Genomic DNA, 13,841 nt, shown 5'->3' on the forward strand with positions numbered 1-13,841 from the left:
CGTGAGCTTCCTCGGATTCGTTTTTAAGAACCTCTCGCGGCGTCCGTTTCGAACGTTCTTGACGCTCGCCGCGCTGGCCACCGCGATCGGTTCGGTGATGGCGCTCGTCGGGGTCGCTGACGGTTTTCAAGAATCCTTTCGCGGTGTCTATGAATCGCACCGCGTCGATTTGGTCGTCTCACGACAAGGCACCGCCGATCGGCTCAGCAGTTCGCTCGAAGACGACTTCACCGCCGTCGTGGCGAATGTCGATCGCGTTGCCAAGGCCGCCGGTGTGTTGCTCGAAACGATGTCGATCGAAGACCAACAGATTTACGGCGTGCCGGCGATGGGTATCGAAACCGATTCGTGGATGTTCGATGATTATGGCATCACACCGACCGGTCAAACCGATGCGGTGTACCTGGGCCAAAATTTGGCCGAGCGGATGCAAGCGAAGGTCGGCGACGCGGTCGACCTGTTCGATGAGCCGTTCCGAGTCGGTGGTGTCTTTCAAAGCGGCAGCGTGTGGGAGAACGGCTCGATGATCTTGCCGATCAAGGCGTTGCAACGATTGACCGGCCGGGAAGGTCAACTGACTTACATCAACGTCATTCTCGACGAAGACGTGGGGCAATCGGAGCTCCCCGCCGTCATCGAGAAAATCGAATCGGTTGATCCGAAACTCTTGGCGTTGGCGACCGATGATTTTGTCAGCACCGATACGCGAATGAAGTTGGCCGGTTCGATGGCGTTCATGACCTCGGCGATCGCGTTGTTGGTCGGCGCGATCGGGACGCTCAATACGATGATGACCAGCGTTCTGGAACGTACCGGCGAGATCGGCATTTTGCGAGCGATCGGCTGGTCGACTCGTCGCGTCGCCGCGATCGTGTTCTTGGAATCGGTGTTCCTGGCCCTGACCGCGACGCTCGCCGGTGGTTTGGGTGCGGCGTTGCTGTTGACCGTCCTGTCGGCGACCGACTCGGCCGCCGGCGTGTTGCAACCGTCGATCGCTCCCTCGGTGTGGGTCCGAGGCCTGGTGATCGGGCTCGGGATCGGCCTGGTCGGTGCCCTGATCCCGGCCTACCGTGCCACCCGATTGCACCCCACCGAAGCCCTACGCAATCAGGGTTAGCATCGCCTGAACTTAACTGCCGCATTATCAAAGTGGCCAAGGCTTCCAGCCTTTTTATACCCCACATCTTTTTTGACCCCCACGAGCTCGTCTCGTGGGTGAATAAGGTTCGCAAGCTAGACAACGACGCCCTCCCAACGATCCGATTTTCACTTGTGCTCGCCGCTTCAAGCGGCGAGCACAAGTGAAAATCGGATCGTTGGGGGAATTGCGGCTCGTGTCTAGCTTGCCAACCTCGGCTTCCTGCCAGACGAGCTGGCAGGGGAGCAATACATGAGGACTTGCGGGGTATAAAAAGGCTGGAAGCCAATGCCACTTATTGTTCATGCGATGCTTAGTGTACGAGGAAAAGCAAACGTCATTGCCCACAACATTTCCCAAGTAGCTCAGCCAAAACGGATTAGAATGCCATTTCTTCCCCGATCATTCGCCGCCGTGAATATCGCATCGTTGACGTGTTCCCAAGAATCACCAACCGGAGCGAACCTTCCGAGACGATCGGGGGTTGGAACTCGGTAACCCCGTCGGCATTTTTTCTAGCGATTAACCTCCGTGACCGTCTCGACGACTCCACCCTCCCCATCATCACGCACGCGGACCACCCACTTGGTCGTCAATGGGGTCGTGTCGGTCGTTGTTTTGGCAGCTTGCTTTTACGCCTACACGATGCTCGGCGAGCGAAAACGACCGTCGCGTTCGAAACCGAACAAGCCCGCCGCGACCGTCGTTTTGACCGAACCCTTGCGGGTGCACGACGGACCGGTTTCCGTCCAAGCCAACGGGGTGGTGGTCCCGCTCCGAGAGATTCGACTCGCCACCGAGGTCGCCGGTCGTGTCGTCGAACAATCGTCCAACTTACGCAACGGGCGGATGGTCCAAGCCGGCGAAACCTTGATCCAACTCGATCGAACCGAGTTCGAGATCGAAGTCAAACGCCTCAATGCCCAACAAGGTCAGGAAGCCGCCGAGTTGGCGTCGATCGATGTCAGTATCGAAAACACACAACAAGTCATGGCCCTCGCCGAACAACAACTCGAGATCGCCCAAGGCGAACGGGAACGCGTCTCGAGTCTCGTCCAACGCCAAGCCGCATCGAGTTCGGAAGTCGATGTCGCCAAACGCAGCGAACTGTCGTCAAGGTCCGCGTTGGTCGAATTGCAAAACCGACGGCGTGAATTGATCGCCCAACGACAATTGGTGGTCGAGAAACAAGCATTGACACAAGTCGCCTTGGAAAGAGCCCAACTGGACCTCGATCGCACGACGATTCGATCACCACTTCGTGGCCGCGTGGTCGCCTCGTCGGTCGAAGAACAATCGTTCCTTCCCGTGGGGACCTCATTCGTGACGATCGAAGACACGTCCGCAGTCGAAGTGCGAGCCAACCTGACGGCCGAACAAATGGTCTGGGTTTGGAGTTCGCAAGCGTCCACCACGCAAGCCGAATCGGATCAAGCGATCGATGACCGGGTTCCCCCGTTGTCGGCGACGGTGGAGTATCAATTCGGTGCTCAAGCTCGTCGTTACGATGCCCGCTTGGAACGCATCGATGGAGCGGGAATCGACTTGGACACACGAACGTATCCATGCCTGTTTCGCGTCGAGTCGGGCACTGACCAAGACGACTCGACGGTAACTGATCCGTTGATGCGTGGCACGTTCGTTTCGGTGACCATTCATACCGTTCCGACGCGTCGCTTGCACGAGGTTCCTGAGTCGGCGATTCGTCCCGGCAATCGATTGTGGCTGAACGTCGGCGACCAATTGACCGTTCAAGAGATCACTATCGTTAGCCGTAGCGAGGATCAAGTGATCGTGGATCTGGGCTCAAGCCTCACTCCGCTCGCAAACCAACGGGCACCCGGTGTGATTGTGTCCCCGATCAGCGACCCCGTGCCGGGGATGGCCCTCGCCAACGGGGGCGTGCTCGTCAAAGACGCGGCCTTCGAAAATAAGACGATCAAGGACACGACTACGAAAGAGACAACCGCCACCGAGAAAGCGGCCGGATGAAGTCCATCATTGCGTGGTCGGTGAATAATTGGCAGGCGATGAACGTCGTGATGCTCGGCGTTTTGTTGTTGGGTGCGTACAGCCTTTCACAACTCCGCCGAGACTTTTGGCCCGACTTCGAACTGTACGTGTTGAACGTTTCGGTTGTGTATCCCGGTGCCAGTCCGGACGAAATCGAACAGGGTATCCTTGAGAAGATCGAAGAAGCGATCCGAACCGTCGATGGCATCGACGAGATGACGTCATCGGCCCGCGAGGGTGTCGGCAACGTGATGTTGGAACTCGATCCCGACGCGAAACAGGCCGACGCGCAGCGGGTGCTGACCGAAGTAACGACGTTGGTCGGTCAGATCCCCAGCTTTCCGGAGCTTGCCGAGAAGCCCGACATTCGAATGGAAACCAATTTCGTCACCGCGATCCGCGTCGCGGTGATGGGGCCTCCCGGATCCAACGCGATTTTGGATCTTCGCCGAATCGCCGAGCGGGTTCGAACGGAAGTGTTGGCCTTACCTTCGGTATCGGTCGCCGACTTGGTTGGAACGCCCGACTTTCAAATCGACATCGAGATCCCCGAACAGACGCTCCGCAAGTACAACCTGTCGCTGCAATCGGTTGCCGAGATCGTGCGGGCCAACAATGTGGAACTGCCCGGCGGAACGCTGCGTGGACAATCGCAAGAGATATTGCTTCGCGGCAGTGACAAGAGTTCGCTCGGTGAAGGCATCGCCAACATCCCGTTGGTCAGCCAGCCCGGCGGCGTTGTGCTCACGGTCGGTGATCTCGGGCAAGTTCGAGACGAGTTCTCCGTCGACGGAACGATCAACGAAGTCAACGGACGGCCCGCCATCTCGGTCTCGGTCGAAACGACCAGTGCCGATGATTTGATCCGAGTGTCTGAAGAAGTCACGCGGTATGTCGAAGAGCAGAAAGACAGTCTGCCGCCCGGTTACACGATGATCGCGATGCGAGATCGCAGCACCAGTGTGAAGAACCGGCTCGACTTGCTTGCCAAGAACGCCTGGATGGGATTGGTGCTCGTGTTCGTGGTGCTGGCGTTGTTCTTGGAGATGCGATTGGCTTGGTGGGTGATGCTGGGTATCCCGGTCTCGTTGTTGGGCGCGTGCATCTATATGCAGTACGGCGGACAGACGTTGAATATGACGTCGATGTTTGCGTTTCTGATCGCGCTGGGGATTGTCGTCGATGACGCGATCGTCGTGGGCGAGAATGTTTACGCGCACCGCGAGATGGGCAAGAGCTACCGGCAAGCGGCCATCGACGGAGCCTATGAAGTCATGCCGTCGGTGATCACCGCGATCTTAACCACGGTCATCGCGTTCGCGCCGATCATGTACATGGAAGGTCGCATCAAACGCTTGACCGTCGTCTTGCCGTTATGCGTCGGTGCGATGTTGATCATTTCCATGCTGGAAAGTTTGACGATCCTACCAGCACACTTGTCGCATCGACGCAGTCGCTTTTTGGATGTGGTGACGTATCTGTTGTTTCCGCTGCGTCCATTGGCTTGGCTATTGCAACAAGCCAACGGCGGGATGACACGCTTGTTGTCTTGGACGATCGACAAGGTTTACACACCGGTGCTGGGCTGGTCGCTTCGCAACCCGGCGATCGTGCTTTCGACCCTCGCGGGCATGTTGATCCTTTCGGTCGGCGTCGTGCGATCGGGACGCGTTCCGTTCTTGCTATTGCCCAAGATCGATTTCGGGTTCATCACGTGCCAAGTCGTGTATCCCGACGGAACTCCGGTTTCAGTCACCGATGAGGCGACCAAGCGAATTGAACAGGCCATCTGGACGATCAACCAACGTTCGATCGATGAAAAAATGACCGATGATCCACGAGGATTTGTGCAAGCGGTCCAACGCACCGTGGGATCGTCCGGCGATGAAATCGGCGTGACCCCGGCGAGCCATTTGGGCGGGCTGTTCGTGCAACTCAACGACATCGGCGAGCGAACCGTTTCAAGCGAAGACATCGTGCGCATGTGGCGGGAAGAGGCGGGGAGGTTCCCCGGCTCCGAAGCGATCGCGTACGGAGCGACGCCGCGTGGACCGGCATCTCTGCCGATCGAAATACGCCTGATGGCGACGGCGGAAAACTTGGACCAACTTGACGCGGCGATTCAGCGTTGCAAAGACAAGCTCGCCGAGTACCCGTACGTGTCGGACATCGCCACCGATACCCGGCAGGGCAAATGGGAATATCGGATCAAGGTCCGCGATGATGCCAAATCGATGGGGGTTTCGTTGGCCGATCTGGCCGGAACCGTCCGCGCGTCGTACTACGGCGAAGAGGTCATGCGTTTGCAGCGAGGTCGCCATGAAGTTCCGTTGCGGGTGAGGTATCCTCGCGAAGAACGCAACACCCTGATCACGTTCAACGACATCCGCATTCGCAACGGCGATGGAACCGAACGACCGCTCAGCGAAGTGGCAGACGTGAACGTGACCCGTGGCTATTCAGAAATCCGCCGGGTCAATCAAATGCGAAGCGTTGGCGTCGTCGCCGATGTCGATGAGAGCCAAGGCAACGCGTTCAATGTCGTTTCCGACATGCGGGCCAATTTTGTTCCCCGGCTGATCGAGGAGTTCCCAGGCGTTCAATTGGAATGGGCCGGCCAGCAAGAACAGACCGACGAAACCGTCAACAGTCTCCTGATCGGATTCTTTGTCGTGTTGGGCGCCATGTTTTTGTTGCTGACGATCCAGTTCAACTCCAGTTGGCAGGCGGTGTTGATTTTGGCCATCATTCCCTTCGGGTTCATCGGTGCGATCATCGGTCATATCGTGATGGACATCGACTTAACACTGTTCAGTATCTTCGGCATTGTCGCGTTGGCCGGCGTCGTCGTGAACGACTCGATCGTGCTGGTCGACTTTATCAATCGCCGGGTGGCCGACGGATTGCCGCTGCACGAAGCAATCATCGATGGTGGTCGGCGACGATTTCGTGCGGTATTGTTAACTTCGGTCACCACCGTAGCGGGGATGCTGCCGATCCTCTTGGAGCGTTCCAAAGAGGCTCAAGTGGTTTCGCCGATGGCCACGAGTTTGTCGTTCGGTTTGGCGTTGAGCACGATGGTTGTGTTGGTGCTCGCGCCGGTCTTGTATCTCGTTTTCGCCAAACTATCGCCCCCGATTCGCCCCGAATAGTTGAAGATTCTATGACAACCGCCACAAGAACCGCTGCGAGAACCACAGACGAGATTCTACGAGATGCCGCGATGAATCAGGCGCCGCTCGATGCCGAGAGCAAGCGCGACTTAGCGAGGTTCCCTCGAACTCGCCATGCGGAACTCGTGCGGTCGTTGTCGGTCGTCAATGGCTACCGCACGACGGCCTACTTAATGTTTCAATGGGCGGTCATCGTCGCGTCACTCGCCTCGGCGGCTTATTTGGATCATTGGTTCGTTTACCTACTCACGCTATTGATCCTAGCCAGTCGGATGCAGGCACTCGGGGTGATGCTACACGATGGGGCGCATTGGTTGCTCTATCGCAACCGCAAGATCAACGACGCGGTCTGTGATCTGTTCATCGCGTTTCCGTTAGGAATGAGCACCACGTTGTACCGGAAAACACACTTCCGCCATCACCGCTATACGAACACGAGCGAAGACCAAGATCTCGCCGCCCAGAAAGAAGAACACGAATGGTATGAGTGGCCCAAGTCAAGACGAGCTTGCGCTTGGGTGTTGTTTCGAAGTACGTTCGGGTTGAACACCCACCGGGCCTGGATCCTCTACAAACACTGGGCCCCGTGGAACAACTTCCGTTCTCCGGATTTCCCGAAACAAAGCCGTGTGCTGTATATCTTGTCGATGATCGGTGTGTATGGATTCTTCGCTTGGGCGTTTCAGGCGAACCCTCGCGTGACGTTGATCCTGATGGCTGTTTACATGACATCTGGATACACGATCTTGAATTTGATCAATCGTCTTCGCGCGACTGCGGAGCATTTAGGCACGCCGGGCACTCATGAATTGAACGACACTCGCACGGTTCTGCCGAGTCTCGTCGAGCGATTCTTCATCGCACCTTACGGTGTGAATTTTCATCTGGAACATCATCTGTTTCCGTCCGTCCCGGGCTATCGGCTTGGCCGGCTGCACCGGGAACTGATGAAAGACGATGAGTTCCGCCGCGAGGCGCACATCACCAAACGCTACACCGGCGTCATTCGCGAGCTGATGGCTCAACGGTAACCCGCGCCGCGACGGCGTTTTGATCGAAGTAGCCGTACCGCGTTAGTTGTCCAGGATTGTCGACGACCGTCAAAAACTTTTCAGATTCTTGCATCCGGTCCCGACTGGGTTGCGAATACTCACCTGACCCGGCCGGTCAGACGAAATCTCGCAACCCAATCAACTCTCCTGGACTTGAAGAAATGAAGATGCAATTCAAACGCGTAGCCGCCCTCACTCTGGCCGCCTTGGTGTCCACCTCCGCCATGGCAGCGGACATCGTCGATACCGCCGTCGGAGCCGGTAGTTTCAAAACGCTCGCCGCCGCACTCGGTGCGGCCGATTTGGTCGAAACACTCAAGAGCGAAGGGCCGTTCACTGTCTTCGCACCCACCGACGCCGCATTCGCCAAACTACCCGAAGGCACCGTCGAAACGCTCTTGAAGCCTGAAAACAAGGCAATGCTCGCCGGAATTCTGACCTATCACGTCGTGCCCGGCAAAGTCATGGCCGCCCAAGTCGTCGACCTGAAAGGGGCCAAAACGGTCAATGGTCAACGCGTTGATATCAAGGTCGATGGTTCGACCGTGATGGTCGACGGAGCGACCGTGACGACGACGGATATCGCTTGCGACAACGGCGTGATTCACGTGATCGATTCGGTGATTCTGCCGGCGGACAAAACGATCCCCGAGACCGCCGACGCCGCCGGACAATTCCAAACATTGCTCGCCGCCGCGAAAGCAGCCGGTTTGGCGGAGGTACTCGGTGGCGAAGGTCCGTTCACCGTCTTCGCTCCGACCGACGAGGCGTTTGCGAAGTTGCCAGAGGGAACCGTTGCTACGCTGCTGAAACCCGAAAATAAGCAAAAGTTGGTCGATATTTTGAAGTACCACGTCGTGTCAGGCCGGGTTTATTCCGAGGACGCCGTCGCCGCCAAATCTGCGAAGACTTTGCAGGGTTCGTCGATCGCCGTTCGGGTGACCGATGCCGGTGCGATGATTAACGACGCAAAACTCGTTGCCACCGACATCGACGCTTCCAATGGCGTGATTCACATCATCGATTCGGTGTTGATGCCGCCAGCCAAGAACGCCAACGCTCGTCAAGTCATTGAAAACGCGATCGCTCAAGGTGCCGCTTTGTACAATTCAGGACACCATGCGGCCTGTGCCCAGCTCTATCACGAAACATTGAATGGTTTGATGTCGACGCAAATTGACGCATCGCTTCAGCACCACATGACTTCCGTGATGACCTCGGCCAGCCATCAGCAATGCATGACTCAACGGGCATGGACGTTACGTCGAGGCATCGATCAAATGTATGCTCAATTGGGCAGCAACTAATCGCAGCCGTTGCGTAGAAAAGGCATCGGATGCCGTCGCTGATGCGGTTGGCATCCGGTTGCTTTTGCGGTCGATTGCGATCGGCAAACAGACTCTAAGGCCGAGAGCCAATGTTGATCGAACTACTCTCAAATGACGAAGCGGACATGACGCAGGAACGAAGCCTTATCCCTACCAAGATTCTGCCAAGAATTGCGGCGGGCGATCAAACCGCGGTGGAAGAGTGTTTGCATCAGTACGGCGGCTTGGTGTGGTCGTTGGCCAATCGTTTGCTCGGTAATGCGAGCGATGCGGAAGACGTCGTGCAGGAAATCTTTGTCGAGATTTGGAAGAAAGCCGAGGTGTTCGACGCGGCTAAGTCAAATGAAACGACGTTCATTACCTTGATCGCGCGACGCCGAATCATCGATCGTTTGCGACGCGGTACCTCAGGCGTGACGACCCAAAGTATGTCCGCGATCGAGTACGAGATTCCCGATCAGGTTGGCACCGAGCCGATCGAACTAGCCGATGAGGCCAGCAAAGCTCTTGAGTGCGTTCGAAAGCTGTCTTCGGACCAGCAACGCGTGATTCAGCTCTCCGTCCATCACGGCATTTCACACATGGACATTTCGAAACAACTTTCGATGCCGTTGGGAACGGTCAAATCGTTCGCGCGGCGGGCGATGTTGCAGTTGCGGGAGTGCATGAACCGGCCGATGTTGACGACCAGCGAAGGAGGTGCGTCATGAGTGATCCGAGCGGTCAATCGCGTCGTCGCGACGAATTGTTGGCGGGTCGCGTTCTCGGCGATCTGACCGAAGACGAACTCGCCGAATTGCAGGCCGAAGCATGGACGTCGCGCGATCAACAAACGCTTGACGAATTGGAGACGACGATGGCCCGCGTCCAAATCGCGTTGCAGCAACCGATTGATGAAATGCCGATCGAGTTGCGGACAAGAATCCTCCGTGATGCGGCGACGTTTTTTCAATCGAATCAAAGCAGTCTTGATGATCCTGACCACGAAGACGTCAACAACTCGCCACCTGTTACCGTTCCCACGCCACAACCATCACGGGCCGCGACCATCCGCGAAACTATCGCCTGGATCGCGTGCGCCGCATCGCTATTGTTGGCGCTGGGAATTTGGTACGCGAACATTCCGCCGGCTGAACGTTCGCTCGCTCAGCAGCGAGATCGTTTGATTTCCACCTCGCCCGACCTGATTCGTGTGCCGTGGTCCGAAGGCAAACATCCGTTCGATCAACCCGTTCAGGGAGACGTCGTTTGGAGTAACGATCAACAAATGGGCTACATGCGATTCGTTCATATGCCGGTCAACGAGCCCACCCAAGAACAGTATCAATTATGGATCATCGACCCGGCCCGCGATGACGAACCGATCGACGGCGGCGTTTTTGATATAAATGAATCGGGCGAAGTGATCATTCCGATCAATGCGAAGCTTCCGGTATTGGCCCCGGCGGCGTTCGCGATTACGGTTGAGAAGCCCGGCGGGGTGGTCGTTTCCACTCAGGAACGATTGCCGCTGCTCGCGGCGTTGCAATAACCCGGCACGAGGGTTCCACCGTCCGTGCCATGAACCCTCCTATGACAATCCTCCCCATGATGCTCGACTTATTGGCGCTACGCCATCTTTCACGATTTGATTGCCAACTATTGAATCTCGGTATCGTTTGCATCCTGGGGTTCGTGTCCGGCACCACGACCGCCGACGATCATAAGCCGGCGTATTGGGACCGGGCGATCGACTTTACCGGCGATCGCGAAATCCGCTCGAACCTTGCGGGTAATTTGAAGGGCGAGGTGGCGTTCATTCAGAACACACTGGTCGGCCCCAAGCGGGGTGATGAAAAGCGACCGCTGTTGGTGACCGATCGCGCGGCTTGTTTGGTTTTCTTTCCGGCCGCCCCGAATGCGAACCAAGACACTGAACAAGCCTCAGGCGTTTACCAAGTGTTGCTCCGTCAACAAAACGGCGAGGAACTGCGATTGCCGCTTCAGCCACCGTGGTACCAACCACGGAACGATTCAGGCAATTCCGATGGCCGGCCCCCGGTCGTCTACAGCAAGCGAGCTTGGACGGCGGTAGTGCCGTGGACGTTCATGCATTTCGGTTTGTCGGTGACGATCCGTAATGAACTTGGGGCCGAAGGACGGCTCGACGAAGATGAGTTCGAATTTGGGCCGCCGATCGAACTCGTGACACAACACATCGAACTGGGGATGCTGCTTCCGCCGTCGGATGTTCAAGTGAACCTGTGGTGCCGTCCCGATCAAAACCAGTCGCCCGAATTGGCGATCAACTATTTCCAAATGGTTCCCGTCGCCAAATTCATTGCGGCTCAGTACTTGCCGATTCATTTCCCAAAAGTCGTGATGCCCAACGGAAATGTGTACACCGAACGAAGCACGTTCGAAGGGGCCGGCGTCTACGATGGCGATATGCGACAAGACATCGCCAAAGGTATGGTCTCGACCGGAATCAACTACGCCAATATTGGCATCTCGTCGTCCGCCGGAGGCACCGAAAAACAACCAAGACCGTTTCGACAAACCACCGTGCACACGAGTGCCGGCGTTTATACCGAGCGTGACGAGAACGGAAACGCCCGATCAGTCACCGTCCGTCACGGACTCAGTGGCGGCGGCGGCCAATTGACGTTGATGAATACGACCGGAAACGAATTCTCACACGAGTATGGACACGACCACGGCTTGCCGCACTATCCCGGCGGAAAGGAACTCAGCGTTCACTCCCGAAACGGTGCTTGGGGTTACGATTTATTCAAGCACCGTTTGATCGGCAATCTTGCATGGAATGACACACCTCCCGAGACCGACTTCCCTTATGGTTTCGGCGCTGACGCGATGGCGGGCGGCAAACCGATGGGCAAAATCAGCGTCTTTACATTGCATACGCCCTATTCGTTAAACATGATCCAAGACAAGGTGGGCTCCGAATCCGGTGTCTTGGATCCCGATAGCCCCACTGGTTATCGCAAATGGGATGCGGCCGAACAAACCATGACGGTTTCCAACGTCGATTCACCCAAAGCGGACCTTATCGGCGTTCCGGTGGTGACGTTGTTGGGGCTGTACGATCCGATTCAACCCAGTGACATGCCCGCGTTTATCTATCCGGCGCTGTACGGCAATTGGGGCAATGTGTTTTCCCCCGAAACGATTCGGAACTCCGACCCGGCGCTGGCCCGATCACGATGCGTGTTGGAAGTCACCGACCAACGCGGTACCGTCTATTCATTCCCGCTCAAGGATGAACGTATTGATCCGAAAGTGATGAATCAGTTCCACGTTAACCTGCCCGCCTCCACCCGATTCGTGGAGGCAAAATTGGTCTTCCGAGCCGAACAACGGATCGAACTCGATACCCGCAAGATTGAAGCTCCTCATGGAACCCTGCCCGATCCCGTGATCGTCGGACGCAAGCACGGCTTCACCGCTGCGGCGCTGAGGCTGCGCGACATGGATGCCGTTTTGGTGCCCGGAGGATACCCGGATGCACAACAACTCCATCAAGCCATGGAGGACTACTACGGGCCGATCTTGGATCACCAACCGGGCATCGAGTTCCAAGTCGCGAGCGTCTATCGACATCGCGATGGAACCTATTACCAAGCGATACCGCCGCAGCCCGGTGAAACGAAAATCGGTTTCCGAAAGCTTGGCGATTCAGACCGTTTCTTGAGCAAGCAACGGATTAAGCTCGGTGACGAAAGCAAAGACTATGCAAAAGACGTGATGAATGGAGAGAGTGGCGTGTACTACTATGTGCCCGTCGATCACGTTCACGTGACACAGTCCGATGCGCCGAGTCCCGAGTCGGCAACGTGGTACGCAAAAGGGACTCATTCCAAAATGACCGTCAACGCGATCGCTCGGGATGGTCGGCAACAACCGATCGTGTTGCGTGGCCAAATCAATGGTTCGCACGTCATCAACCGTGGGGCTCCGATCACCGAATCAAGTCGGGTTCGATTCACGTTTCAGCAAGAGGACAACCCCAATGTCCCGGCGGGGAAGTATCGAATTCAGTTCTCCGCATACGCTCAAGGTTGGCACGCAAAACGCCTAATCGAATCATTTCAGGTCGTCGGCGTGGTAGATATCAGATCATGAGTCGAACTTCGCCGCGTTGGATGTCCCTGACTCTGTGCGCCGCCGCCGCTTACAACCTGATATGGGGAACCTGGGTCATCTTACGCCCCGGTGACCTTTTTGGGTGGACCGGGATGGAACCACCGCTTTATCCCGGCATTTGGCAGTGCGTGGGAATGATTGTCGGCGTGTACGGGATCGGCTATGGGATTGCCGCGACCGATCCGACCCGTCATTGGCCGATCGTGTTGGTGGGATTCTTGGGCAAGGTTCTGGGCCCGATCGGCATGGTTCATAACGTGTTGACGATCCCCCCGGGGACACCGGGGCGTTTGCCCGCATCTTGGTTATGGTTGAACGTGAGCAACGATTTGATCTGGTGGTTGCCCTTCGGTGCGATCTTGTACTTGACGTTCAAACAATGGAACTTGCCGACGTCCGAGGTAATGATGACGATCGCGGATGCCAATCGCAAAGCGGTCACTCAAAGCGGTGAAGACCTGTCGACGCTCAGTCAACGAAGCAATCTGTTGGTCGTCTTCCTGCGACACAGCGGATGCACGTTCTGCCGCGAAGCATTGGCCGATCTCGCGAAGAATCGGAATCAAATCGAGGCAAAGGCGACCGTGGTCTTGGTCCACATGGACGACGAAGACGAGTCAACGGCGCGGTACTTTGCCGGCTATGGTCTCGGCGACGTGGCCCGAGTCAGTGATCCGCAGTGTGTGTTGTATCGGGCCTACCAACTTCAACGAGGATCGTTCGGGCAATTGTTCGGTCCGAGCGTTTGGTGGAAAGGTTTTCAAGCGGCCATCTTATCAAGGCACGCGGTCGGTAAACTCGGAGGCGACGGGTTTCAACTCGGTGGAAGCTTCCTCGTTCGGAACGATCAAATTGTTCGAGCTTACCGAAACACCACCGCCGCTGATCGACCGGACTACTGTGAACTAGCTTCGGTCTAAAGCGGCGGGCGGACACAACGTGAACAAAATTATCTTCACTCCCACCGGGTCGGTATTGATAGAATAGGAGATTG

Annotated in this window: 9 protein-coding genes; all 9 read left to right on the top strand. The window is 56.7% G+C overall.

Annotated elements, in window-relative coordinates:
- Window position 1 precedes the first annotated feature (1 nt).
- The 9 genes from Pla100_RS15140 to Pla100_RS15180 all read left to right on the top strand — a co-directional run bounded on the left by Pla100_RS15140 (window position 2) and on the right by Pla100_RS15180 (window position 13,767).
- A complete protein-coding gene (locus tag Pla100_RS15140) occupies window positions 2-1,117 on the top strand; it encodes an ABC transporter permease (protein WP_146578554.1) in 1,116 nt (371 codons plus the stop codon).
- 552 nt (window positions 1,118-1,669) lie between these two features.
- Complete coding sequence (locus Pla100_RS15145; RefSeq protein WP_231603083.1) at window positions 1,670-3,130, top strand: efflux RND transporter periplasmic adaptor subunit; 1,461 nt, start codon at window positions 1,670-1,672, stop codon at window positions 3,128-3,130.
- On the top strand, window positions 3,127-6,303 hold the full coding sequence (locus Pla100_RS15150) for an efflux RND transporter permease subunit (RefSeq protein ID WP_146578555.1): 3,177 nt from the start codon (window positions 3,127-3,129) through the stop codon (window positions 6,301-6,303). Before Pla100_RS15145 ends, Pla100_RS15150 begins: the two co-directional genes overlap by 4 nt.
- 11 nt (window positions 6,304-6,314) lie before the next feature.
- Window positions 6,315-7,355 (top strand): fatty acid desaturase family protein, encoded by a 1,041-nt coding sequence (locus Pla100_RS15155; RefSeq protein ID WP_146578556.1) that lies wholly within the window; start codon window positions 6,315-6,317, stop codon window positions 7,353-7,355.
- A gap of 182 nt (window positions 7,356-7,537) precedes the next feature.
- The gene (locus Pla100_RS32575) at window positions 7,538-8,683 is read left to right on the top strand and encodes a fasciclin domain-containing protein (RefSeq protein ID WP_146578557.1); all 1,146 of its coding nucleotides are present in this window, start codon (window positions 7,538-7,540) and stop codon (window positions 8,681-8,683) included.
- Between the two features lie 110 nt (window positions 8,684-8,793).
- Window positions 8,794-9,414 (top strand): RNA polymerase sigma factor, encoded by a 621-nt coding sequence (locus Pla100_RS15165; protein ID WP_146578558.1) that lies wholly within the window; start codon window positions 8,794-8,796, stop codon window positions 9,412-9,414.
- On the top strand, window positions 9,411-10,235 hold the full coding sequence (locus Pla100_RS15170) for an anti-sigma factor (RefSeq protein WP_146578559.1): 825 nt from the start codon (window positions 9,411-9,413) through the stop codon (window positions 10,233-10,235). The genes Pla100_RS15165 and Pla100_RS15170 overlap by 4 nt, the downstream gene beginning before the upstream one ends.
- A 41-nt stretch (window positions 10,236-10,276) precedes the next feature.
- Window positions 10,277-12,826, top strand: a complete 2,550-nt coding sequence (locus Pla100_RS15175; RefSeq protein ID WP_197167969.1) for a M66 family metalloprotease — start codon at window positions 10,277-10,279, stop codon at window positions 12,824-12,826.
- Complete coding sequence (locus tag Pla100_RS15180) at window positions 12,823-13,767, top strand: SelL-related redox protein (RefSeq protein WP_146578561.1); 945 nt, start codon at window positions 12,823-12,825, stop codon at window positions 13,765-13,767. The genes Pla100_RS15175 and Pla100_RS15180 overlap by 4 nt, the downstream gene beginning before the upstream one ends.
- The last annotated feature ends 74 nt before the right edge of the window (window positions 13,768-13,841 follow it).

The sequence above is a fragment of the Neorhodopirellula pilleata genome (assembly GCF_007859915.1).
Classification (GTDB): Bacteria; Planctomycetota; Planctomycetia; order Pirellulales; family Pirellulaceae; genus Rhodopirellula; species Rhodopirellula pilleata.